The following is a 20,888-nucleotide window of genomic DNA, read 5'->3' as shown; positions in this document are numbered from 1 at the left end:
GCAGCACGCACAGCACGCTATCAGACGGTTCTTAATGTGCCGGTCACGGTCTCATATTGCGGAACGCAAAGTCTCTGACGGGCCGTATGGACCTGGCCGCGCCCGGCCCCGGCGAGATCGTCGGACTGTCCGGTGACATGGCGTGCGTCACCCCGTCCCGCGCGGAGGGGTGACGGTCCGGCCTCACGCCGGCCAGGCGATGCCGTTGGCGTTGAGCCATTCGCGGTCGCCCTCGTCGGGCTCCTGGGTGATGTCCGCTCCCAGCATGGCGACCGGCCCCTTGGTGCCGAAGTGCTGGACGGTCTCGTCTCCCTCCACCAGCACCAGCCGCTCGAAACTCGGCGGCCAGCGCAGCAGGATCCGGCGGGAGCAGACGCCGCACGCCCACTCCTCGGCGCCGTTGGCCCGGGTGGCGACGTGCACCAGTTCGTGAGGACCGCCCATGGTTGACCACTCTTCGCTATCGAGCGAACACTTTCCGCTAACCTCTATCTCTGCCCTGAAAAGGGGAAGTTATTCGTCATGGAACCCCCGAAACCCCCAGAAAATGACCTCTTTACCCTTCCCGTTCATCCCGGAACTCCGGCCTCCATCCTGTCGGATAAAGTCCGAAATGAGGGGATTGGGGGACTTAACATGAATGATCACGACATCCTTGCGCATATCAACCGGCTCATTGCCGAGGAACGGGATCTCCGTACGTCCCTGGCCGCCGGAGCGATCTCCTCCCATGAGGAGAACCACCGGATCCGATACATCGAGGAAGCCCTCGACCAGGCGTGGGACCTGCTCAGGCAGCGCCGGGCACGCCGGGAGTTCGGCGACGATCCCGGTGCCGCCGAGCCGCGCCCGGTGGAGGAGGTCGAGGAGTACAGCCAGTAGGGCCCCGCGGACCGGTCACCGCCGTACGGCTCACGGATTGGCCGGGCGCCCCGGGCACCGGGGGTCACTCGGCTTCGCCAGCGGGTCGGGAGCGAACCAGGCGAGCACGCTGTGCTCGACGTACCAGCGGTGCAGCGCGACACGGCTGCGCGGGATCTGCCCGAGGTCGGGGCAGAGGAACTGCGAGGCCACCGCGCCGTTGGCGATGAACCGCACGGTGCCGTCCTGGCCCAGGAACGTGGAGACCCGGTCGTCGGTCGCGATGACATGCCCGATCAGCACTTTTCCGGCGATCTCCTCTTCCGCGCCCTCCTCCGAGATCTCCAGGCCGACGAGGGGCAGGATCGGCGCCTCCACCACGACGGCCGCGGTGAACAGCGGCGCCAGCGCGAGAACCGCGACCGCCAGGGTGGACGTCAGCGCCGCGGCGGCCCTGGCCGGGACGGGACCGGTCAGCAGGCAGGCCAGACCCGGCGGGAGGGTCAGCAGCACCGCGGTGACCACGTCCCCCCGGGCGAACGCCTCGCCGATGGCCGGGGCCAGCCAGACGTAGAGCCCGGCCCCCGCGACCAGCGGAAGCCACAACGTGAACACGACGACCAGTTCCCGCCGCCCGGGCCGGCGGTCGTGGACGGTCAGCCCGAGCGCGGCCAGCGAGAGCGCGGCCAGCGTGGGCAGGAAGCGCAACTGCCAGCTCACCGCCCCGACCATGACGGAGAGCACCACGATCCAGTCGGAGATGCGGTCGGCCACCGCCGACAACCAGGATGAACGGCCGGTGCTGACCCGGTAGAGGGTGCCCAGGACACGGCCGGTGAGCACCAGGGCGGGCAGCACCCACAGAGTGGTCAGCAACACCGCGGTGAGCAGACCGAGAGCGCTGACGTGCTGGACCAGCAGGAGCAGGGTCTGGGTGTCCTGTCGGCTGGCGTACCACAGCCGCACGACGAGCAGCGCCAGCGGGAAGGCCGGCAGCATCGCGAATATCCACTGCTGGTGACCGCCCCGCGGCGTCCCGGCGGGGAAGCTCCCGTCCGCGCCGCCTTTCAGCGGCCCGGCGAGCGGAGCCGGGTACGGACCGGCCACCGGGCCTTCCGTGCCCGTGCCGCTCATCCGGCCGTCCGTGCCGCTCATCCGGCCGTCCGTACCGCTCATCCGGCCTTCCGATGAGGGATCCCCCGCTCCCAGGGCCAGCGTCGCACGTCGGGCTCGGGGACGGGCGGCTGCACCCGGCTGGCGATCTGCTCCGCCGGATTGCTCGCCTGCATGGGGGCGATGAACTTGTCGTAGGCGTCCTCCCAGCGCCGGTCCTGCGGGTCCGTGACCGAGCGGTGGAGCGAGAGGTTGACGAGGGTGCGCAGCGCCTGGTTGGTCCCGGCGTTGACGGCCCACTGCTCCGAGGCCTCCAGGCCGATGTCGTGGTGCTCGAGCAGGTCGGGCTCGTTCTGGACGAATCCCGCCATGAGCGCGGTGTCGGTCGTGACCGCCTCGTACTGCTCGTCCTTGAGCCCGGCGACGCAGTCACTGATCCGGTTCTTGGGGGTGACCTCGGCTCCCGCCAGCCTGACCGGGGGTTCGGATGTCGAGGCGCCGAGGGTGCAGACGGGCTTGCCCCTCAGCTGCGACAACGAGGTGATGGCGGGATGCCCCTTGCGCGTGATGACGGACTGCTGCGTCTCCAGATAGGGCGCCGAGAACCCGATCGCGGGATCTTTCAGACGCTCCGGCGTCACGCTGAACGTGGCCACCACCAGATCGACCTTGACATGCTGCCCGGCGACGTTCCTGGCCGTCATCCGAGCCCTGTCCTCGGTCTCGATGGACAGGAACTCCACTTCGCTCTTGCGGAAACCGAGGTCTGCGGCGATCATGAGGGCGATCTCGATGTCGAACCCCTCGTAGCCGCCGTCCGGTTTGCGGATCGCGATGCCGGGGGTGTCGTCCTTCACCCCGATCAGGAGCCGGTCACGGCCGCTCAGGCCCGCCTGCTCCAACAGCTCGGCCTCCGTGGGCGGTCCCGTCTCCACGACCGTCCAGACCGCGACGACAGCCGCCGCCGTGATGGCGGCGAGCCAGCCGGCGAGCCGGAGAAGGCGGCCGCCTCTCCCCCCGCCCGGCTCTTCCGGCGCCTGCCTCGTCTCATCCGGAGGAGACGCCGCAACGGCCTCGGCCGACGGACCGGGCAGTTCATCGCCCGGTCCGGAACCCGGCTTCGCCTTCGGCCTCCAGATGCGCACGATGTCCTCCGCGTCCGAATTCCCCCGCCTCCGTGGAATTCTGGGGGCAGGGTACGCCAGCGGCGGGAAGCGGTGCGATCGTCAACGGCAACAGTCACCAAGAAGTGATCAAACCGGACGGCCCGGAGCCGCGGCCGGACGGCCCGCGGGGTGCGCCCGATCCGGAAACCGGCGCGACATCGGCCCGCAATACAGGGGAAACCGCCGGTTCCTATGGTCCGGGGATGCGGCTCACACCCCACGAGCAGGAACGCCTGCTCATCCACGTCGCCGCCGGTGTCGCCCGCGACCGCAGGTCCCGCGGCCTCCGGCTCAATCATCCCGAGGCCACCGCGGTCATCGCTTCCTTCCTGATGGAGGGCGCCCGGGAGGGACGCACCGTGGCCGAGCTGATGGACACGGGGCGCGAGGTGCTCTCCCGCGAGGACGTGATGGACGGCGTCCCCGAGATGCTGGAGTCGGTGCAGATCGAGGCCACCTTCCCGGACGGCACCAAGCTCGTCACCGTCCACCGGCCGATCCCATGACCGGCGAGGGGCCGATCCCGGCCGAGGCCGCGCACGGTGGACCGCCGATCCCGGGCGAGCTCCTGTACGGCGAGGGGCCGATCCCGCTCAACCCCGGCCGGGAGCGCCGTACCGTCAGGGTCGTCAACACCGCCGACCGGCCGGTCCAGGTCGGCTCGCACTACCACTTCGCCGCCGCCAACCCCGGCCTGAGCTTCGACCGCGAGGCCGCCTGGGGCATGCGGCTCGACGTCCCGGCCGGTACGGCGGTGCGCTTCGAACCCGGCGTCGAACGCGACGTGACGCTCGTGCCGATCGCCGGGCGCCGGATCGTCCCCGGTCTCCGCCCCGAGTGGGCCGGACCCCTCGACGGGAGTCCCGATGTTCGTTGAGCGGGCGCGCTACGCCGCGCTGTACGGCCCCACCACCGGTGACCGGATCCGGCTGGCCGACACCGACCTCCTCCTCACCGTGACCGAGGACCTGGCGATGGGCCCGGCCGGCGCGGGCGACGAGGCGGTGTTCGGCGGCGGCAAGGTCATCCGCGAGTCGATGGGCCAGGCCCGGACCACCCGGGCCGAGGGCGCCCCCGACCTGGTGATCACCGGCGTGGTGATCCTGGACCACTGGGGCGTGGTCAAGGCCGACGTCGGGGTCAGGAACGGCAGGATCACCGCGATCGGCAAGGCGGGGAATCCCGACACCATGGACGGCGTCCACCCCGACCTGGTGATCGGCCCGTCCACCGAGATCGTCGCGGGCAACGGGAGGATCCTGACCGCGGGCGCGATCGACTCCCACGTCCACCTGATCTGCCCGCAGATCCTCGACGAGGCGCTGGCCGCCGGGGTGACCACGGTCGTCGGCGGCGGCACCGGCCCGGCCGAGGGCACCAAGGCCACCACCGTCACCGGGACCTGGTACCTCGCGCGCATGCTGGAGTCCCTCGACTCCCACCCGGTCAACGTCGCGCTGCTCGGCAAGGGCAACACGGTCAGCGCCGAGGGGCTGCTGGAGCAGCTGCGGGCCGGAGCCTCGGGCTTCAAGCTGCACGAGGACTGGGGCACCACCCCGGCCGCCATCGACGCCTGCCTGTCGGTCGCCGAGGCCACCGGCACCCAGGTGACGATCCACACCGACACCCTCAACGAGGCCGGCTTCGTTGAGTCGACGCTGCGGGCGATCGGCGACCGGACGATCCACGCCTACCACACCGAGGGCGCGGGCGGCGGCCACGCCCCGGACATCATCAAGGTGGCCGCCCACGGCAACGTCCTGCCCTCCTCGACCAACCCGACCCGGCCGCACACCGTCAACACGCTCGACGAACACCTCGACATGCTGATGGTCTGCCACCATCTCAACCCCTCGATCCCCGAGGACCTGGCGTTCGCCGAGTCCCGGATCCGGCCGTCGACCATGGCCGCCGAGGACGTGCTGCACGACATGGGCGCGATCTCCATGATCGGCTCCGACTCGCAGGCGATGGGCCGGATCGGCGAGACGATCATCCGTACCTGGCAGACCGCCCACGTGATGAAGCGCCGCAGGGGCGCGCTTCCCGGTGACGGCGGGACCGACAACCTCCGGGCCCGGCGCTACGTCGCCAAGTACACGATCTGCCCGGCGGTCGCCCACGGCCTGGACGGCGAGATCGGCTCGGTCGAGCCCGGCAAGCTGGCCGACCTCGTCCTATGGTCACCGGCCTTCTTCGGGATCAAACCCGACCTGGTGATCAAGGGAGGGGTGATCGCCTACGCCCAGATGGGCGACGCCAACGCCTCCATCCCCACCCCGCAGCCGGTCATGCCCCGCCCGATGTTCGGGGCCGCCCCGGCCACCGCCGCCGCCACCTCGGTGCACTTCGTCGCTCCGCCGGCCATCGAGGACGGGCTGGCCGACCGCCTGGCCGTACGGCGCCGCCTGCTGCCGGTGGCCGACGTCCGCCGCCGGGGCAAGGAGAGCATGCCGCTCAACGACGCCCTGCCCCGGATCGACGTGGACCCCGACACCTTCGCCGTCCGCGTCGACGGCGAGCTGATCGAGCCGGCGCCCGCCGAGTCCCTGCCCATGGCCCAGCGCTACTTCCTGTTCTAGGGGTGTCCGGTGATGAGCGCCCCCTCCCTGAACGCCGCCCTGCTGCTGCTCGCCGACTCGCGGCTCCCCGCCGGGGGCCACGGCCACTCCGGAGGCGCCGAGGCGGCCATCGCCGCGGGGGCCGTCCGCGACCTCCCCACCCTGGCCGCGTTCCTGCGGGGCCGGCTGGCCACCTCCGGCCTGGTCGCCGCCTGCCTCGCCGCGTCGGCGTGCGCGCTGGCCGCGTCGTCCGCCGGGTCCGGTACGGCGGGCGACCCCGCCGGGGCGCCTCCCGGCGGCTGGGCGGAGCTGGACGCCGAGGCCGGCGCCCGGACCGCCTCGCCCGCCCAGCGGGAGGCGAGCCGCGTGCAGGGACGCCTGCTGCTGCGGACCGCCCGGCGGATCTGGCCCTCGCCGGTCCTCGACGGGCTGGCGCGGGCCGTACCGGAGGGGGCCCATCACCCGGTGGCGCTCGGCGCCGCGGCGGGCGTGGCCGGATGCGCTCCGGGAGAGGCGGCGCTGGCCGCGGCCTACGCGGCGGTCACCGGCCCGGCGACGGCCGCCGTCCGGCTGCTCGGCCTCGACCCCGTCGCCGTGCACCGGCTCCTCGCCGACCTCGCCCCCGACCTGGAGCGTGCCGCGTCCACCGGATCCGGCGCCGCCGCCTCACCCGCCTCCGTACCGCCGCCCCGCACCGCCGCCTCCGTATGGGCGGAGCTCCCCGCCCACTCGGCGCCCGCGCTCGACCTGCTCGCCGAGCGGCACCTGCGCGCCGGACTCCGGCTGTTCGTCTCCTGACCTCCCTCCGGCCGCCACGGCCGGACCATCGAAAGGACGGTGACCCATGGGCGCCGACCACGACGACCGTCACCACGCCCCGCACCCGCACGGCCGCGCGCTGCGGCTGGGCGTCGGCGGGCCCGTCGGCAGCGGCAAGACCGCGCTGACCGCCGCACTCTGCCGTGCCCTCGGCCGGACCCTGCGCCTGGCCGTGGTCACCAACGACATCTACACCACCGAGGACGCCGACTTCCTGCGGAGGGCGGGTGTGCTCGACCCCGGGCGGATCGCCGCCGTCCAGACCGGCTGCTGCCCGCACACCGCCATCCGCGACGACATCGCGGCCAACCTGGACGCGGTGGAGACCCTGGAGGAGCGGTTCGGCCCGCTCGACCTGGTGATCGTGGAGAGTGGCGGCGACAATCTCACCGCCACCTTCAGCCGGGGGCTGGCCGACCGGCAGATCTTCGTGCTGGACGTGTCCGGTGGCGACAAGGTTCCCCGCAAAGGTGGTCCCGGCGTCACGACGGCCGACCTGCTCGTGATCAACAAGACCGATCTGGCCCCCATGGTCGGCGCCGACCTGACGGTCATGTCCCGTGACGCGGCGGCCGTACGGGAGGGCAGGCCCGTGCTGTTCACCTCGATCCGGCAGGAGCCGGAGGCGCACGCGGTGGCCGAGTGGGTCATCGGCGTCGTCGAGGCCTGGGCCCACGGGCACGGCACCGGACCCCGCGGGCACGGCCACGACTCCGGATCCCCCGGACCCGGCCACCGCGCCGGGTCCCCCGGGCACAGCCATGATCACACCCCCGTCTGACGCCGTGACCCGTACCGCGCCCGTCCGGCGGACCGGCCCGGTCTCCGCACCGCGGCCGGATCCGGCGGCCGTCCCGCCGCCGGACCAGACCTCCGCCTCCCAGCCGGGTCCCGCCCCTCAGACCTCCGCCTCCCGGCCGGATCCCGCCGCTCCGGCGGACCGGCGGCGGTCGATGACCGCGCGGGCCGTACTCGCCACCGCGCCCGGTCCCGGCGGGCGGACCGTGCTGGCCACGATGCGCTCCGCCCCGCCGATCACCCTGCGCCGCACCGGGCCGGGCCAGGTGTACCTGGTGGCCACCGCCGCCGGGCCGCTCGGCGGCGACGACCTGGCGCTCGACATCGACGTGGCGCCGGGCACCGCCCTGGACGTCCGCTCGGTCGCGAGCACCCTGGTCCTGCCCGGCCCCCGCCCCGGGTCCGCCCCGGAGGAGTCGTCCATGACCATCACCGCGCGGATCGGCGCCGGGGCGTCACTGAGGTTCGCGCCGGAGCCGACCGTGCTCGCGGCGGGCTGCCGTCACCGCATGACGGTACGGCTGGAACTGGCCCCGGACGCCCGTGTGCTCTGGCGTGAGGAGATCGTCTTCGGCCGGTACGGCGAGGCCCCCGGCCGCTGCCGTACCCGCTTCGACGCCGTGGTCGGCGGGCGCCCGCTGCTCCGTCAGGAGTTCACGGTGGGCGATCCGGCGATCGACGCCAGCCCCGCCGTGTACGGCGACGCCCGCTGCGTGGGCGGCACCCTGATCACCGGGCCTCCGGGCACCGCCGGCAGCGGGAGCCTCCTGGCCGGAGAGGCGGTCATCGGGGACGGCTGGGCCGTGCTGCCGCTGGCCGGGCCGGGAGTCCTGGTCTCCGCCCTCGCCCCGGACGCGGCCGGACTCCGCCGCCGTCTGGAGCGGGGCGAAACGGCGGCGCTCCCGCGCTGACCGGCCACCCGACCGCCCGGCCACCCGACCGCCCGACCGCCCGGCCGCCCGAGCCCCTTCCTGTGATCATGTTGCCGGGTTGAGGAACCGGCCGGGCGGATTGTGCGTGTGGAGCCTGTCCCCGGCCGGGACGGGAAACTAGCCTGGGCCGATGGCCGACCCCACCGCCGTCCCCGCGCCCGCCTCCGCGCCCGGCCGGGCCCTGCCGATCGCGGTGGTCGCCGCGGGCGCCCTGCTCGTGGTGAGCGCCTTCCTGCCCTGGGCGGGGATCACCGCGGACATCGTCTTCTTCGGCTCGGTGAGTGAGCGCGTCCGGGGTGTGGACGACTGGTCGGGGATGCTCGCGCTGATCTCCGGAGCCGCGGCGACGGCGCTCGGCGCCGTGGCGGCCCTGGGGATCGCCGGTGCCGCGGACGGCCGGCGGTTCACCGCTCTCGCGACGCTGCCGGGAGCGATCACCGTACTGGTTCTGCTGATCTTCCTGAGCGACCCGCAGGGCAGGGCCGAGAACGCCTCGATCGACCTCGGCGGCCTGATGAGGATCCAGCCGACCGTCGAGTACGGCTGGTTCGCCGCGCTCGCGGCGGCGCTGGCGGTGACCGCGCTGGGGATCACCGCCCTGGTCCGCCGCTGAGCGGTGCCGTGAAGCCGACGGCTGGGCGCGGCGCCGGAGGCGGAGGCGGCGTCAGCCGTAGAAGATGTCAGTCGTAGAAGCCGAGGCGGCGCAGCTGCTTGGGGTCGCGCTGCCAGTCCTTGGCGACGCTGATCCGCAGGTCGAGGTAGACGCGGGTGCCGAGCAGCGCCTCGATCTGCTGCCGGGCACGGCTGCCGACCTCCTTCAGCCGCGTGCCCTTGTGGCCGATCACGATGGCCTTCTGCGAGGGACGCTCGACGAACATGTGCGCGTAGATGTCGAGCAGGTCGTCGCGTCCCTCGCGGGGCATCATCTCGTCGACGACGACCGCGATCGAGTGCGGCAGCTCGTCGCGGACGCCCTCCAGGGCGGCCTCCCGGATGAGCTCGCCGACCAGGACCTGCTCGGGCTCGTCGGTGAGCTGCCCGCCCTCGTAGAGCGGGGGGCTCTGCGGGAGGCGCTCGATCAGCTGGTCGGCCAGCACGCCGAGCTGCTCCCCGGCCTGCGCGGAGACCGGGACGATCTCCGCGAACTCGGCCAGCCGGGAGACCGCGAGCAGCTGCTCAGCGATCTGCTCCCGGGTGGCCAGGTCGCACTTGGTGACCACCGCGACCACCGGGGTCTTCTTGACCGCCGCCAGCTTGTCCGCGATGAACCTGTCGCCCCTGCCGACGGGCTCGTTGGCCGGGACGCAGAAACCGATCACGTCGACCTCGGAGAGGGTGGACAGCACCAGGCTGTCCAGCCGCTCGCCGAGCAACGTGCGCGGGCGGTGCAGCCCGGGCGTGTCCACGATGATGAGCTGGGCGTCCGGGCGGTGCACGATGCCGCGGATGACGCGCCGGGTGGTCTGCGGCTTGGACGAGGTGATCGCCACCTTGGTGCCGACCAACGCGTTCATCAGCGTGGATTTGCCGACGTTGGGCCGGCCGACGAAGCAGGCGAAACCCGCGCGGAAATCAGCAGCTGAGGAACTCACGCCGTCCATTGTCCCCGATGCCCGGCTCAACTCTGACGCAGCGTGCCGTCCGGACCGGCCACCAGCAGGGTCGAGCCGCCCAGTTCGCGCACGGCCAGGGTGTCCGCCTCGCTCGGCCCGTCGCCCGCCGTGACCAGCGCCGCGGCCTCCAGGGAGCGGGCGCCGCTGGAGACCGCCATCGCCACCGCGACCTGCAACGCCGACAACGTCAGCGAGGGCAGCGCCACGTTGGTCGAGGAGTAGGTCCGGCCGGTCTCGTCGCGTACGGCGGCGCCCTCGGCGGCGCCGTTGCGGGCCCGGGCCGAGCGCGCCAGGGTAATGATCTTGTTGTCCTCGGGGCTGAGGGTCGTCTCACTCACGGCACAAGGGTATTCAGGCTCCTCCCGTCCCCGCGCACCCGCCCGGCGAACGACCGGGCCAGCCGGGCGGTGCGCCCGGCGTCGAGGCCCGTCATCCCGGCGTGCACCAGCGAGATGAGGGTCTGCCCCGCCCGGACGAAGACCAGGTGCATCTCGTACGGATATCCGTCCAGGCGACCGCGCAGCCGCTTGGCCGCCACCGCGTCCCCGATCTCACCCAGTTCCAGGGGGGACCCGGTCAGGGAGGTGTCCCGGGCCCCCTCGGAGCCCGCCACTGTCCGGCACCTGCCCAGTTCCGAGGCCAGGACCGCGAAGCGGCGCTCGGCCGCGCTCCCGGCGTAGGTCGTCAGGCCGATCCCGGCCAGCTCGCCCAGCGCGTCCCCGTGGTAGGTCACCGCCGCCCGCACGCTCGACGGCCGCGCGGGCCGCCCGCTCCCGGCCGTGTCCAGGACGCGGGCGCAGGCGCGGTCGGCGGGCCGGAACGGGGACGTCCACCCGCCCCGCGGGCGGTCGGAGAATCCCTCCGGCAGGTCCGGCACGTCCCGCAGCAGCCCGGTCAGCCGTTCCAGCTCCGTGCGGGCCTCCGCCTCCCCGTAGATCGTCTCGTCCGTGCCGCATCCCGCCGAGACCCCGCCCAGCAGTCCGCAGACGACGGCCACGGCGACAACCCGAATCCCCCGCATCACGACTTCCCCCGAATGCCACGTGCGGGGTGATCGTCCCCGCCGCCCGCTTTCTTCCCCACCGGTGGAGGCGCAATTCCCCGAAAATCCCAAAGGGTGTCCTCACCTGCGTCACGCAGGTGAGGACACCCTTTGATCGGGCGGTCCACGGTCCGGCCAGGCGACCGCGTCCGTCCTTCCCCCCGAGAGTGGCCCTCACGCCGCGAACCCCTCCCGGCGCTCGGACCGCTCCCCGGCTCCGCGTTACCGGGGCCGCAGGAGAAGAATGGCGCGGACCGCTTGCGGGCGGCTTGAGGATCACTTGATCGGAGAGCTCAGTCGTGCTCGGCGGAGGCCGGGACCGCGTCCTGCTCGACCGCGCCGGTCCGCCGGACGAGCACCGTCCCGATCCGGTTGCGCCGCCCCTCAAGACTCTCGGCCGTCAGGCTGAGTCCCTCCACCACCGCCTCGGAGCCGGCGATCGGCACCCGGCCCAGCGCGTGCGCCAGCAGGCCGCCGACCGTCTCCACGTCGTCCACGTCCAGCTCGACGCCGAACATGTCCGCCAGGTCGCTCACCGGCAGCCGGGCCGTCACCCGGACCGCGCCGTCCTGCAGCTGCTCCACCGGGGGAGCCTCCTGGTCGTACTCGTCGGTGATCTCGCCGACGATCTCCTCGAGGATGTCCTCGATGGTGACCAGGCCGGCCGTCCCGCCGTACTCGTCGATGACGACGGCCAGGTGGATCTGGCGGGCCTGCATCTCCCGCAGGAGCTGGTCGATCGGCTTGCTCTCCGGCACGTAGGTGGCCGTACGCATGATCGATTCGACCGGCTCGGCGCGGACGCCCTCCCCGGTGTCCTGCACCCTGCGGATCACGTCTTTGAGGTAGACGATCCCGATGACGTCGTCCTCGTTCTCGCCGACCACGGGGATGCGGGAGAAACCACTGCGCAGGGCGAGCGAGAGGGCCTGGTTCAGCGTCTTGCCGCGCTCGATGAACACCATGTCCGTACGGGGCACCATGACCTCGCGGGCGATGGTGTCGCCGAGCTCGAACACGGAGTGGATCATCTCCCGCTCGTCCGGCTCGATGACCCTGCGTTCCTCCGCCAGGTCGACCAGGTCGCGCAGCTCCGCCTCGGAGGTGAACGGCCCCTCCCGGAAGCCCTTGCCCGGCGTCACCGCGTTGCCGATCAGGATGAGCAGCTTGGGGAGCGGGCCGAAGATGCGGGTCAGTCCGTACACGGGGGGAGCGCTCGCGAGCGCGATGGGCTCGGCGTGCTGGCGGCCCAGCGTCCGCGGGGACACCCCGACGATCACGTAGCTGACCACGACCATGACCGCCGCCGCGGCGGCGTAGGCCCAGCCCTGGTCGCCGAACCAGTCGATGAACAGCAGCGTGGCGATCACCGTGGCGACCAGTTCGCAGGTCAGCCGGAGCAGCAGCAGGAGGTTGAGGTAACGCGGCGGGTCGGCGACGATCGCCTGCAGGCGCTCGGCCCCCCGGCGGTCCTCACGGACGAACTCCTCCGCGCGCACCCTCGAGATGCGGGTCAGCGCGGTCTCCGCGCTGGCGATCAGGCCGCCGACCACGACGAGGACGACGGCCGAGAACAACCACCCGTTGGCGAGACTCACCGCTGGGGGCGCACCTCCCGCCACGATTCGAGCAGTTCGCCCTGGAGGCCGAACATCTCCTTGTGCTCCTCTGGCTCGGCGTGGTCGTACCCGAGCAGGTGGAGGATGCCGTGCGTGCACAGCAGCTCCAGCTCCGCCTCGGTGCCGTGCCCGGCCTCGGCCCCCTGCCGGGCGGCCACCTGCGGGCAGAGCACCACGTCCCCGAGGAGGGCCGGGTCGACGGGGGCGTCACCCTCCTGCCGCGCCCCGGCGCCGCCGCCGGGACGCAGTTCGTCCATCGGGAAGGCCAGGACGTCCGTCGGCCCCGGCTCGCCCATCCACCGCTCGTGCAGGTCGGCCATCGCGTCCTCGTCCACCACGAGGATCGACAGCTCCGCGAGGGGGTTGATGCCCATTCGCTCCAGCACGTGCCCGGCCAGCGAGATCAGGAGGCTTTCGTCGACCTCGACGCCCGACTCGTTGTTGATTTCAATGCTCATGCGATCTCCACGCCTGGCGGCTCGGAGCTCGCATGGGCTTGCTCACGGTGCCCACTGGCTCGCTCTCTCACTTATCTACGATCTTCCCCGGGGGCGCTTGACCGCGCCCTTGATCGCCTGCGGCGCGCTCTGCCGTACGGTCTCGTCATAGCGCCCGTAGGCGTCCACGATGTCGCTGACCAGCTTGTGGCGCACCACGTCGGCGCTGGTCAGCCTACAGAAGTGGATGTCGGGGATGCCGTCGAGGATGTCCTGGACGACCCGGAGCCCGCTCTGCACGCCGCCCGGCAGGTCGACCTGGGTGACGTCACCGGTTACGACGATCTTCGAGTTGAAGCCCAGCCGGGTCAGGAACATCTTCATCTGCTCGGGCGAGGTGTTCTGCGCCTCGTCCAGGATGATGTAGGCGTCGTTGAGCGTACGGCCGCGCATGTAGGCCAGGGGGGCCACCTCGATCGTCCCCGCGGCCATCAGCCGGGGGATCGAGTCGGGGTCGATCATGTCGTGCAGCGCGTCGTAGAGCGGGCGCAGGTAGGGGTCGATCTTCTCGTAGAGCGTGCCGGGCAGGAAGCCCAGGCGCTCGCCGGCCTCGACCGCGGGGCGGGTCAGGATGATCCGGTTGACCTTCTTCTCCTGCAGCGCCCGCACGGCCTTGGCCATCGCCAGGTAGGTCTTGCCGGTGCCGGCCGGGCCGATGCCGAAGACGATGGTGTGCCTGTCGATCGCGTCGACGTAGCGCTTCTGGTTGACGGTCTTGGGCCGGATGGTCCGGCCGCGCGAGGAGATGATGTCGAGGGAGAGCACCTCGGCGGGGCGGTCGGAGGTCATGCGCAGCATGGCGATGCTGCGCTCCACCGCGTCCGCCGTGAGCTCGGCGCCCCCGCGCACGAGTTCGGACATCTCCTCGAAGAGCCGCACCACGGTGCTGCTCTCCTCGGGGCTCCCGGTAATGGTGATCTCGTTGCCCCGGACGTGGATGTCGGCGCGGAAGGCGCGCTCGATCACCCGCAGCAACTCGTCGCCCGAGCCGAGCAGGCTGAGCATCGAGTGGTCGTCCGGGATCACCACCTTCGCCTGGGTCCGGCTCGGTCCCTTGACCCGTGGCGGTGACGTTCTGCTGGAATCGGTTGGCTCGGACATGGGCGGGCCTTCGGCGGCCTGTTCGCCTCCAGACATCGACGACGGACTCGACGGGTGCCCCGTGGGCACTTCACCAGTCATCGTATCCGCGATGGAGATGATCGCGCTTTCCGGTTTCTCAGCCGGGCGGCCAGGTCAGGCCGCGTCCGCCGAGCACGTGCCCGTGCACGTGGAAGACGGTCTGGCCGGCCTGCGGCCCGGTGTTGAAGACCAGCCGGTAGCCGGAGCCGGCGATGCCCTCCTGCTCGGCGACCGCGTGCGCGGCCTTGATCACCTCGTCGGCCAGCCCGTGGTCGGCCGCCGCCAGCGCCGCGGCGTCCCGGTAGTGGTCCTTGGGGATGACCAGGACGTGGGTGGGCGCCTGGGGGTCGATGTCGCGGAAGGCCAGGGTGCGCTCCGTCTCGTGGACGACATCCGCGGGGATCTCCTTGGCCACGATCCTGCAGAACAGGCAGTCGGCTTCACTCACCATGGGTGCACCCTATCCCGGCGGACGTCATAGATCAGTAACGCCACCGAGGGCGAACGGAGATCCACGGCGATAGGCTATGTGTGCGAAACTTGCGACGGCAGGCGATTGCGAGTTTGCCCAATAGTCCGCCTGGCGAGGACACGACTGGGTCATGCCCCCTAATGAACCTGAACCGCACGAGCGTAAACCCTCCGGGGATGCCGAGCGTCCCATTGATGTGACCACCGAGACCCTCGTGGCCGACAGGTCGCTCGGGGCGGTGCCCGTCGGGTGGGATGCCGACATGGCCGTTACCGCGCTCTACAGCGCGCACTACCGGTCGCTCGTGCGCCTCGCCGTATTGCTCGTCCGCGATGTGGCAACCGCGGAGGAAGTCGTGCAGGACGCGTTCGTCGCCATCCACGGCGCCTGGCGCAGGCTGCGCGACCCCGACAAGGCACTCGCCTACCTGCGCCAATCGGTCGTCAACCGATCGCGTTCCGTGCTCCGGCACCGCGCGGTCGTCGAGAAGTACGCCCCCAAGGGCCTGCCCGACGCGCCGAGCGCCGAGAACGGCGCGATCGGCGAGCTGGAGCGGTCCGCCGTCATCGAGGCGCTCCGCGGTCTGCCGGCGCGCCAGCGGGAGGCCTTGGTTCTGCGGTACTACGGGGACCTGTCCGAAGCGCAGATCGCTCATGCGATGGGCATCAGCAAAGGCGCGGTCAAGAGCCACACCGCACGTGGCATGGCCGCCCTCCGAACCATACTGGAGCAACTCTCATGACCGACGCCCCCGACGAGTACGGCGAACTGCTCCGCCGTGTCCTCAGCGCGGAGGCGGACTCGGTCGTTCCCTCCCCCGACGGACTGGAGATCATCCGCGCTCGCATAGAACGACGCGGGCTCCGCGGGCTGCTGTGGTGGCGCGCCGGAGCCTCCGTCCTGGGGGCGATCCTCGTCGCCGCCGCCATCGTGATGATCGTCCCCGGACTCCGCGAGCAGGTGCAGGAGTTCGCCCAGCCCGCCGGACGGTCCGGCCCCGTCGAGACGACGGCTCCTCCCCAGTCGGGCAGCACCTCCCGCCCGGCCCCGAACACCAACCCGGCCGTTCCGCCTCCCGTCGAGCCCAGCGCGTCACCGTCCGCCGACTCCACGGCGGTGACGCCGGCCCCGCCGAGTTCGAGCCCGCAGCCGACCCCGGCGACCCCCACCCCGACGGCCACTCCCTGCCCGACGGTGACCGTCGAGCCCACGACGGTCGAGCCGAGTGAGCCGCTCGACGAGTGCGAGGAGAGCGCGACGCCGACCCCGACCCCCTCGGAGGCGTCCACGCCTCCGGAGGCCCCCTGCCCGGTCGAGGAGTGCCCGCCGCCGGACGAGCCGCTGCCGACGCCGACGGACATGCCCACGCCGGCCCCGGCGGACAGCTGACCCCGGCCGGGGATCACCAGCGGCCGGTGCGGGCCTGGAGCACCGCCGCCGCGGCGACCCCGGCCGTCGAGGTCCGCAGGACCGTCGGCCCGAGCAGCGCCGGGACGGCCTTCGCCTCGCGGAAGACGGCGAGCTCCTCCCCGGAGATCCCGCCCTCGGGGCCGACGACCACGACGATGTCGCCCGCGGCGGGCGGCTCCAGCCCGGACAGGGCCGTACCGGCCTCCTCGTGCAGCACGACCCCCAGCGCGGCGGCCGACAGCAGCTCGGCGACCCCGGCCGTGGTCGCGAGCTCGGCCACCTCGGGCAGGTGGAAGCGGCGCGCCTGCTTGCCCGCCTCCCGGGCGGTGGACCGCCACCGGGCCAGCGACTTGGCGGCGCGCTCCCCCTTCCACTGGGTGACGCAGCGGGAGGCGGCCCAGGGCACGATGACGTCGACCCCGGCCTCGGTCATCATCTCCACGGCCAGCTCGCCCCGGTCGCCCTTGGGCAGGCCCTGCACCACGACCAGCCGCGGGGCGGGCGCGGGTTCCTCGTACCGGCGCAGCACCCGTACCCGGAGGGAGTCCTTGCCGGCGTCCAGGACCTCGCACTCGGCCACGGCGCCGGCGCCGTCGGTCAGGTCGAGCCGCTCACCCGCCCGCAGCCGCCGCACGGCCGCCGCGTGGCGCCCCTCGGGACCGCCGAGCGTGAACTCGGCCCGCGCCAGGTCGGCCGGGCCGGCCAGGAAGACGGGGACCGTCATCGGCCGTTGAAGGCGTCCCGCAGCCGCGAGAAGAAGCCCTGCTGGCCGGGGGCGAACTTGCCGGGCGGACGCTCCTCGCCGCGCAGCTTGGACAGCTCGCGCAGGAGCTCCTCCTGGGCCGGGTCGAGCCGGGTCGGCGTCTCCACGTTGACGTGGATGAGCAGGTCACCGCGGCCGGTCTCGTTGAGGCGCTGGACGCCGCGGCCGTACAGCGGGATGGTCTGCCCCGACTGGGTGCCGGGCCGGATGTCGAGCTCCTCGGCGCCGTCGAGCGTCTCCACGGTCAGGATGGTGCCCAGCGCGGCCGCGGTCATCGGGATCTGCACGGTGCAGTGCAGGTCGTCGCCGCGGCGCTCGAAGATCTCGTGCGGACGTTCGACGATCTCCAGGAAGAGGTCTCCGGGCGGGCCTCCGCCGGGGCCGATCTCGCCCTCTCCGGCGAGTTGGATGTGGGTGCCGTCCTCCACACCCGCCGGGATGCGGACCTTGATGGTGCGCCGGGTGCGGACCCGGCCGTCACCGGAGCACTCCTGGCAGGGGTGGCGGATGATCGAGCCGAAGCCGCCGCACTGGGGGCAGGGCCGCGAGGTCATGACCTGGCCCAGGAAGGACCGGGTGACCTGGGAGACCTCACCGCGGCCGTGGCACATGTCACAGGTGTCGGGGTGGGTGCCGGCGGCGGCCCCCGAGCCGGTGCAGACATCGCACACCACGGCCGTGTCGACGACCAGCTCGCGGGTGGTGCCGAACGCCGCCTCGCGCAGGTCCAGCTCGACCCGGATGGTGGCGTTGCGGCCCCGGCGGGCGCGGGAGCGGGGTCCGCGCGCGGCACCTCCGGTGGCCGTGCCGAAGAACGCGTCCATGATGTCGCTGAACGGGAAGCCCGCGCCGAAACCCCCGGCGCCCGCGCCACCGGCGGTGGCGAACGGGTCGGCGCCCATGTCGTACATCTGCCGCTTGCTGGGGTCGGAGAGGACCTCGTAGGCCTGGGTGATCTCCTTGAACCGCTCCTGTGTCTCAGGATCGGGGTTCACATCGGGGTGCAGCTCCCGCGCCAGCCGGCGGTAGGCCTTCTTGATCTCTTCCGCACTGGCGTCACGGCGCACCCCGAGGGTGCCGTAGTAGTCGCTCTTAGCCACTTAGTTGACCTCTTATGATGCAGCCAGGATCTGGCTGACGTAGCGTGCCACCGCGCGCACCGCGCCCATCGTGACCGGGTAGTCCATTCGTGTCGGGCCCAGCACACCCAGCCGGGCCAGTTGCTTGTCCCCTGAACCGTATCCGGCGGCCACGATCGACGTGCCCTGGAGTCCGGTGTAGGGGTTCTCCGAACCGATCCGCACGGTCAGCGCGGACTGGTCGGTGGTCTCGCCGAGCAGGCGCATGAGCACGACCTGCTCTTCCAGGGCCTCCAGGACCTCGCGGAGCCCGACGCTGAGGTCGGCCACCGCCAGGTTGGCGGTCCCGGCGAAGACGATCTTCTCATCGTGCCGCTCCACCAGCGACTCCAGCAGCACCGACAGGACCGTGGCCGCCAGCGGCCGGTCCTCGGCCGGGAGCTTCTCGGGCAGGTCGGCGACCCGGTCCGGGGCGCTGACGAGAGCGCAGCCGTCCAGGCAGGCGTTGAGCATCGCGCGCAGGTGGGCGACGCGGCTCTCCTCGATCGCCTCGGCGGACTCGACCACGCGCTGCTCGACGCGGCCGGTGTTGGTGATGAGCACGAACATCAGGCGGCGCTCGGTCAGCGGGACCAGCTCGATGTGCCGCACCGTGGAGCTGGTGAGCGTGGGGTACTGGACCACGGCGACCTGCCGGGTGAGCTGCGCCAGCAGCCGCACCGTGCGGGTCACGACGTCGTCGATGTCCACCGCGCCCGCCAGGAAGGACTCGATGGCCCTGCGCTCCGCGCCCGACAGCGGCTTCACCTGCGACAGGCGGTCCACGAACAGGCGGTAGCCCTTGTCCGTGGGTACCCGGCCCGCGCTCGTGTGCGGCTGGGCGATGTAGCCCTGCTCCTCCAGCATCGCCATGTCGTTGCGGATGGTGGCCGGCGAGACCCCCAGGTTGTGCCGCTCGGCGAGGGCCTTGGACCCCACCGGCTCATTGGTGGACACGTAATCCTCGACGATGGCGCGAAGTACCGCGAGCTTGCGGTCGTCGACCAACGCGCTCACCTCCTTGCCCGGACCCTGTGCACCCGCCGGGAAAACGCCCGGCCTAGCACTCTGTGTTCCCGAGTGCCAAGTGTACGGCTCTCGTCCACACGGTGCGATAACACCGCCCGGGCGAAGACCCGAGCCGCTGTTAAGCGTCCTGCTATCGGACGACAAGGTGCAGAAGGCACACTTCTTAACATGTCCCACAATTTCGGAACCCCACCGGGCGGTGGCACGCCCGGTCACGGCGCCCCCCAGCCCTCGCAGCCGTACGGTGGCCAGCCATACGGCGGCCAGCAGCACCCCGGCGGCCAGCAGCACGGTGACCACCGGCATCCCGCAGGCCAGCAGTACCCCGGAGGCCAGCAGCACGGGGGCTGGCAGCACCCCGGGGGCCAGCAGTACCCCGGGGGCCCCGGCGGTCCCTCCCACGGTTACGCGCCGCCCGGCTACGGTGCTCCGCAGGGTCCCTCGCCGAAGGTCAAGCCCGGGATCGGCTGGATCGTGGGCGCCTGGCTGGCCGCGGTGCTCGTCACGGTGCTCGCCGTGATCGGTGGCGGCGCCGGCATCTTCAACACGGTCACCGACGCGGCGCCGACCACCGCGGTGGGCCCCGGCGAGGTCATGACCGTGAACCTGGTGGACCCGACGGCCGAGGCCGCGGACAGGCCCGCCCTCTATGTCTCCGCCGCCACGGGGACCAGGTTCGAGTGCCGCTTCCAGGAGGGCACCCCGCAGGGCGAGCTGGCCCGGCCGAACGTGCAGGTGACCAGCGGGGAGTGGGAACTGGGCCTGCGCATCGAGGCCAAGCAGGGCGGAGAACACAAGATCATCTGTGATGTCGCGGACGGCGCCACCGCCAGGTTCGGCATCGGCAAGGAGGTGGCCGCCGGATCGCTGGTCGGAGGCACCCTCCTGGTCATCGCGGTGCCGGCCGTCGGCTTCCTGGCCGCAGTCATCGTGACGATCGTCGTGCTGGTGAAGCGGAGCCGGGCCCGCAAGACGGCCACCGCGTCCGCCGGGGCCTGGGCCTCGCCCTACGGCGGGTGACCGCCCGGTTTGCTACCGTCCCCCTGGGATCCCCGTGATCTCCGTGATCTCCGGTGAGAGAGGGCAGGCGGTCGGTGATGTACGAGCGTGACGTGCTGGCCGGGAACTGGCGGCGACCCCTCAAGGGGACGATCCCGCAGGTCCCCGCGGAGCTCGACCTGGTCGTGGAGGACGCCGCCGGCGGCTTCTGCGGCGCGGTGGTGGCCTGCGACAAGGAGGCCGTCACGCTGGAGGACCGCTTCGGGCGGCGGCGGGTGTTCCCGCTGGAGCCCGCCGCGTTCCTCCTGGAGGGCAAGGTGGTGACGCTGGTACGGCCCGCCGCCGCGCCCCGGGGCCCCCGGCGCAGCGCCTCGGGCTCCCTCACCGTGGAAGGGCTGAGGGCCCGGACCGCCCGGGAGAGCCGGATCTACGTCGAGGGCGTGCACGACGCCGCCCTCGTGGAGAAGATCTGGGGTCACGACCTGCGGGTCGAGGGCGTGGTGGTGGAGTACCTGGAGGGCGTCGACCATCTGCCCGGGATCGTCGAGGAGTTCGGCCCCGCCCCCGGCCGCCGTCTGGGGGTGCTCGTCGACCACCTGGTCGAGGGGTCGAAGGAGAGCCGGATCGCGGCCCTGGTCTCCTCCCCGCACGTGCTGGTCACCGGCCACCCGTTCGTGGACATCTGGCAGGCGGTCAAACCCTCGGTCCTCGGGATCCGGGCCTGGCCGTCCGTACCGCGCGGCGTGCCGTGGAAGGAAGGGGTCATCGCGGCCCTGGGCTGGGCCCTGGAGCCCGCCGACGCGTGGCGCCGCATCCTCGGCGCCGTCAGCACGTACGCGGACCTGGAGCCGGAACTGCTCGCCCCGGTCGAGGAGCTGATCGACTTCGTGACGGCTCCCGGCGCGCAGGCGTGACCGGCAGGCGGCCGGCCGGGGCGGGCACCACCGCTGCCCG

25 protein-coding genes are annotated in these 20,888 nt (G+C 72.3%); 12 read left to right on the top strand and 13 right to left on the bottom strand.

The window, feature by feature from the left end; genetic code table 11:
• Window positions 1-183: 183 nt before the first annotated feature.
• Entirely contained in the window at window positions 184-444 is a 261-nt protein-coding gene (locus IEZ08_RS01620) for a hypothetical protein (RefSeq protein ID WP_189241498.1), read from the bottom strand.
• 192 nt (window positions 445-636) lie between these two features.
• Here IEZ08_RS01620 and IEZ08_RS01615 point away from each other — a divergent pair, with 192 nt between their 5' ends.
• Window positions 637-882: a DUF2630 family protein gene (locus tag IEZ08_RS01615; RefSeq protein WP_068922083.1), complete on the top strand. Its 246-nt coding sequence runs from the start codon at window positions 637-639 to the stop codon at window positions 880-882.
• A 30-nt stretch (window positions 883-912) separates the two neighbouring features.
• Here IEZ08_RS01615 and IEZ08_RS01610 read toward each other — a convergent pair whose 3' ends face one another.
• Together IEZ08_RS01610 and IEZ08_RS01605 are read right to left on the bottom strand one after the other, a co-directional pair.
• Window positions 913-2,016 carry a hypothetical protein gene (locus IEZ08_RS01610; protein ID WP_084779722.1) on the bottom strand — a complete coding sequence of 368 codons (1,104 nt, stop codon included), beginning with the start codon at window positions 2,014-2,016 and terminating at the stop codon, window positions 913-915.
• A gap of 17 nt (window positions 2,017-2,033) precedes the next feature.
• Window positions 2,034-3,119 (bottom strand): transporter substrate-binding domain-containing protein, encoded by a 1,086-nt coding sequence (locus IEZ08_RS01605; protein ID WP_068922082.1) that lies wholly within the window; start codon window positions 3,117-3,119, stop codon window positions 2,034-2,036.
• 224 nt (window positions 3,120-3,343) lie between these two features.
• Between IEZ08_RS01605 and IEZ08_RS01600 the strand changes: the two genes are divergently transcribed.
• The 7 genes from IEZ08_RS01600 to IEZ08_RS01570 all read left to right on the top strand — a co-directional run bounded on the left by IEZ08_RS01600 (window position 3,344) and on the right by IEZ08_RS01570 (window position 8,863).
• A complete protein-coding gene (locus tag IEZ08_RS01600; protein ID WP_068922081.1) occupies window positions 3,344-3,646 on the top strand; it encodes an urease subunit gamma in 303 nt (100 codons plus the stop codon).
• Entirely contained in the window at window positions 3,643-4,017 is a 375-nt protein-coding gene (locus IEZ08_RS01595; protein ID WP_068922080.1) for an urease subunit beta, read from the top strand. The genes IEZ08_RS01600 and IEZ08_RS01595 overlap by 4 nt, the downstream gene beginning before the upstream one ends.
• Entirely contained in the window at window positions 4,007-5,722 is a 1,716-nt protein-coding gene (locus IEZ08_RS01590) for an urease subunit alpha (RefSeq protein WP_068922079.1), read from the top strand. Before IEZ08_RS01595 ends, IEZ08_RS01590 begins: the two co-directional genes overlap by 11 nt.
• Before the next feature lie 12 nt (window positions 5,723-5,734).
• Window positions 5,735-6,499, top strand: a complete 765-nt coding sequence (locus IEZ08_RS01585; protein WP_068922078.1) for an urease accessory protein UreF — start codon at window positions 5,735-5,737, stop codon at window positions 6,497-6,499.
• Window positions 6,500-6,545: 46 nt separating this feature from the next.
• On the top strand, window positions 6,546-7,301 hold the full coding sequence (gene ureG / locus IEZ08_RS01580) for an urease accessory protein UreG (protein ID WP_084779715.1): 756 nt from the start codon (window positions 6,546-6,548) through the stop codon (window positions 7,299-7,301).
• A 4-nt stretch (window positions 7,302-7,305) separates the two neighbouring features.
• Complete coding sequence (locus IEZ08_RS01575) at window positions 7,306-8,229, top strand: urease accessory protein UreD (RefSeq protein WP_229802844.1); 924 nt, start codon at window positions 7,306-7,308, stop codon at window positions 8,227-8,229.
• A 151-nt stretch (window positions 8,230-8,380) separates the two neighbouring features.
• Window positions 8,381-8,863 (top strand): hypothetical protein, encoded by a 483-nt coding sequence (locus IEZ08_RS01570; RefSeq protein ID WP_068922077.1) that lies wholly within the window; start codon window positions 8,381-8,383, stop codon window positions 8,861-8,863.
• Between the two features lie 67 nt (window positions 8,864-8,930).
• Here the strand turns inward: IEZ08_RS01570 and era are convergent, their stop codons facing one another.
• The 7 genes from era to IEZ08_RS01535 all read right to left on the bottom strand — a co-directional run bounded on the left by era (window position 8,931) and on the right by IEZ08_RS01535 (window position 14,591).
• Window positions 8,931-9,851 (bottom strand): GTPase Era, encoded by a 921-nt coding sequence (era, locus tag IEZ08_RS01565; RefSeq protein ID WP_068922076.1) that lies wholly within the window; start codon window positions 9,849-9,851, stop codon window positions 8,931-8,933.
• Window positions 9,852-9,868: 17 nt separating this feature from the next.
• Window positions 9,869-10,201 (bottom strand): cytidine deaminase-like protein, encoded by a 333-nt coding sequence (locus IEZ08_RS01560; RefSeq protein ID WP_068922075.1) that lies wholly within the window; start codon window positions 10,199-10,201, stop codon window positions 9,869-9,871.
• Window positions 10,198-10,884 (bottom strand): hypothetical protein, encoded by a 687-nt coding sequence (locus IEZ08_RS01555; protein WP_141703701.1) that lies wholly within the window; start codon window positions 10,882-10,884, stop codon window positions 10,198-10,200. The genes IEZ08_RS01560 and IEZ08_RS01555 overlap by 4 nt, the downstream gene beginning before the upstream one ends.
• A gap of 314 nt (window positions 10,885-11,198) precedes the next feature.
• Window positions 11,199-12,503: a hemolysin family protein gene (locus IEZ08_RS01550; RefSeq protein ID WP_068922073.1), complete on the bottom strand. Its 1,305-nt coding sequence runs from the start codon at window positions 12,501-12,503 to the stop codon at window positions 11,199-11,201.
• On the bottom strand, window positions 12,500-12,982 hold the full coding sequence (gene ybeY / locus IEZ08_RS01545; RefSeq protein WP_189241497.1) for an rRNA maturation RNase YbeY: 483 nt from the start codon (window positions 12,980-12,982) through the stop codon (window positions 12,500-12,502). Before ybeY ends, IEZ08_RS01550 begins: the two co-directional genes overlap by 4 nt.
• Window positions 12,983-13,057: 75 nt before the next feature.
• The gene (locus tag IEZ08_RS01540; RefSeq protein ID WP_068922071.1) at window positions 13,058-14,122 is read right to left on the bottom strand and encodes a PhoH family protein; all 1,065 of its coding nucleotides are present in this window, start codon (window positions 14,120-14,122) and stop codon (window positions 13,058-13,060) included.
• A gap of 118 nt (window positions 14,123-14,240) precedes the next feature.
• Window positions 14,241-14,591 (bottom strand): histidine triad nucleotide-binding protein, encoded by a 351-nt coding sequence (locus IEZ08_RS01535; RefSeq protein ID WP_068928530.1) that lies wholly within the window; start codon window positions 14,589-14,591, stop codon window positions 14,241-14,243.
• Window positions 14,592-14,877: 286 nt separating this feature from the next.
• On the opposite strand from IEZ08_RS01535, the gene IEZ08_RS01530 reads away from it, so the two are divergent.
• Together IEZ08_RS01530 and IEZ08_RS01525 are read left to right on the top strand one after the other, a co-directional pair.
• Window positions 14,878-15,357: a SigE family RNA polymerase sigma factor gene (locus IEZ08_RS01530; protein WP_068928529.1), complete on the top strand. Its 480-nt coding sequence runs from the start codon at window positions 14,878-14,880 to the stop codon at window positions 15,355-15,357.
• Window positions 15,354-16,004: a hypothetical protein gene (locus tag IEZ08_RS01525; protein ID WP_068922070.1), complete on the top strand. Its 651-nt coding sequence runs from the start codon at window positions 15,354-15,356 to the stop codon at window positions 16,002-16,004. Before IEZ08_RS01530 ends, IEZ08_RS01525 begins: the two co-directional genes overlap by 4 nt.
• Before the next feature lie 13 nt (window positions 16,005-16,017).
• On the opposite strand, the gene IEZ08_RS01520 is transcribed toward IEZ08_RS01525, so the two are convergent.
• From IEZ08_RS01520 to hrcA, 3 genes are read right to left on the bottom strand one after another with little or no spacing between them, the layout of a single operon-like run.
• A complete protein-coding gene (locus tag IEZ08_RS01520) occupies window positions 16,018-16,749 on the bottom strand; it encodes a 16S rRNA (uracil(1498)-N(3))-methyltransferase (protein ID WP_068922069.1) in 732 nt (243 codons plus the stop codon).
• Window positions 16,746-17,888 carry a molecular chaperone DnaJ gene (dnaJ, locus tag IEZ08_RS01515; RefSeq protein WP_068922068.1) on the bottom strand — a complete coding sequence of 381 codons (1,143 nt, stop codon included), beginning with the start codon at window positions 17,886-17,888 and terminating at the stop codon, window positions 16,746-16,748. Before dnaJ ends, IEZ08_RS01520 begins: the two co-directional genes overlap by 4 nt.
• Window positions 17,889-17,900: 12 nt before the next feature.
• Complete coding sequence (gene hrcA, locus IEZ08_RS01510; RefSeq protein WP_068922067.1) at window positions 17,901-18,914, bottom strand: heat-inducible transcriptional repressor HrcA; 1,014 nt, start codon at window positions 18,912-18,914, stop codon at window positions 17,901-17,903.
• Between the two features lie 189 nt (window positions 18,915-19,103).
• On the opposite strand from hrcA, the gene IEZ08_RS01505 reads away from it, so the two are divergent.
• Both IEZ08_RS01505 and IEZ08_RS01500 read left to right on the top strand, forming a co-directional pair.
• The gene (locus IEZ08_RS01505; RefSeq protein ID WP_189241496.1) at window positions 19,104-19,955 is read left to right on the top strand and encodes a hypothetical protein; all 852 of its coding nucleotides are present in this window, start codon (window positions 19,104-19,106) and stop codon (window positions 19,953-19,955) included.
• A gap of 77 nt (window positions 19,956-20,032) precedes the next feature.
• On the top strand, window positions 20,033-20,848 hold the full coding sequence (locus IEZ08_RS01500) for a DUF3097 domain-containing protein (RefSeq protein ID WP_068922066.1): 816 nt from the start codon (window positions 20,033-20,035) through the stop codon (window positions 20,846-20,848).
• The last annotated feature ends 40 nt before the right edge of the window (window positions 20,849-20,888 follow it).

Source organism: Planobispora rosea (genome assembly GCF_014648175.1).
GTDB lineage: Bacteria > Actinomycetota > Actinomycetes > Streptosporangiales > Streptosporangiaceae > Planobispora > Planobispora rosea.
Note: the sequence above shows the minus strand (reverse complement) of the source record. Positions and strands in the feature narration are given on the sequence as shown.

Excerpts from the sequence above, each read along its gene's own strand:
- IEZ08_RS01620 (WP_189241498.1), bottom strand. The coding sequence starts at position 444 with ATGGGCGGTCCTCACGAACTGGTGCACGTCGCCACCCGGGCCAACGGC.
- IEZ08_RS01615 (WP_068922083.1), top strand. The coding sequence starts at position 637 with ATGAATGATCACGACATCCTTGCGCATATCAACCGGCTCATTGCCGAG.
- IEZ08_RS01610 (WP_084779722.1), bottom strand. The coding sequence starts at position 2,016 with ATGAGCGGCACGGACGGCCGGATGAGCGGCACGGGCACGGAAGGCCCG.
- IEZ08_RS01600 (WP_068922081.1), top strand. The coding sequence starts at position 3,344 with ATGCGGCTCACACCCCACGAGCAGGAACGCCTGCTCATCCACGTCGCC.
- IEZ08_RS01595 (WP_068922080.1), top strand. The coding sequence starts at position 3,643 with ATGACCGGCGAGGGGCCGATCCCGGCCGAGGCCGCGCACGGTGGACCG.
- IEZ08_RS01590 (WP_068922079.1), top strand. The coding sequence starts at position 4,007 with ATGTTCGTTGAGCGGGCGCGCTACGCCGCGCTGTACGGCCCCACCACC.
- IEZ08_RS01585 (WP_068922078.1), top strand. The coding sequence starts at position 5,735 with ATGAGCGCCCCCTCCCTGAACGCCGCCCTGCTGCTGCTCGCCGACTCG.
- ureG (WP_084779715.1), top strand. The coding sequence starts at position 6,546 with ATGGGCGCCGACCACGACGACCGTCACCACGCCCCGCACCCGCACGGC.
- IEZ08_RS01570 (WP_068922077.1), top strand. The coding sequence starts at position 8,381 with ATGGCCGACCCCACCGCCGTCCCCGCGCCCGCCTCCGCGCCCGGCCGG.
- era (WP_068922076.1), bottom strand. The coding sequence starts at position 9,851 with ATGGACGGCGTGAGTTCCTCAGCTGCTGATTTCCGCGCGGGTTTCGCC.
- IEZ08_RS01555 (WP_141703701.1), bottom strand. The coding sequence starts at position 10,884 with ATGCGGGGGATTCGGGTTGTCGCCGTGGCCGTCGTCTGCGGACTGCTG.
- ybeY (WP_189241497.1), bottom strand. The coding sequence starts at position 12,982 with ATGAGCATTGAAATCAACAACGAGTCGGGCGTCGAGGTCGACGAAAGC.
- IEZ08_RS01540 (WP_068922071.1), bottom strand. The coding sequence starts at position 14,122 with ATGTCCGAGCCAACCGATTCCAGCAGAACGTCACCGCCACGGGTCAAG.
- IEZ08_RS01530 (WP_068928529.1), top strand. The coding sequence starts at position 14,878 with ATGGCCGTTACCGCGCTCTACAGCGCGCACTACCGGTCGCTCGTGCGC.
- IEZ08_RS01525 (WP_068922070.1), top strand. The coding sequence starts at position 15,354 with ATGACCGACGCCCCCGACGAGTACGGCGAACTGCTCCGCCGTGTCCTC.
- IEZ08_RS01520 (WP_068922069.1), bottom strand. The coding sequence starts at position 16,749 with ATGACGGTCCCCGTCTTCCTGGCCGGCCCGGCCGACCTGGCGCGGGCC.
- IEZ08_RS01505 (WP_189241496.1), top strand. The coding sequence starts at position 19,104 with ATGTCCCACAATTTCGGAACCCCACCGGGCGGTGGCACGCCCGGTCAC.
- IEZ08_RS01500 (WP_068922066.1), top strand. The coding sequence starts at position 20,033 with ATGTACGAGCGTGACGTGCTGGCCGGGAACTGGCGGCGACCCCTCAAG.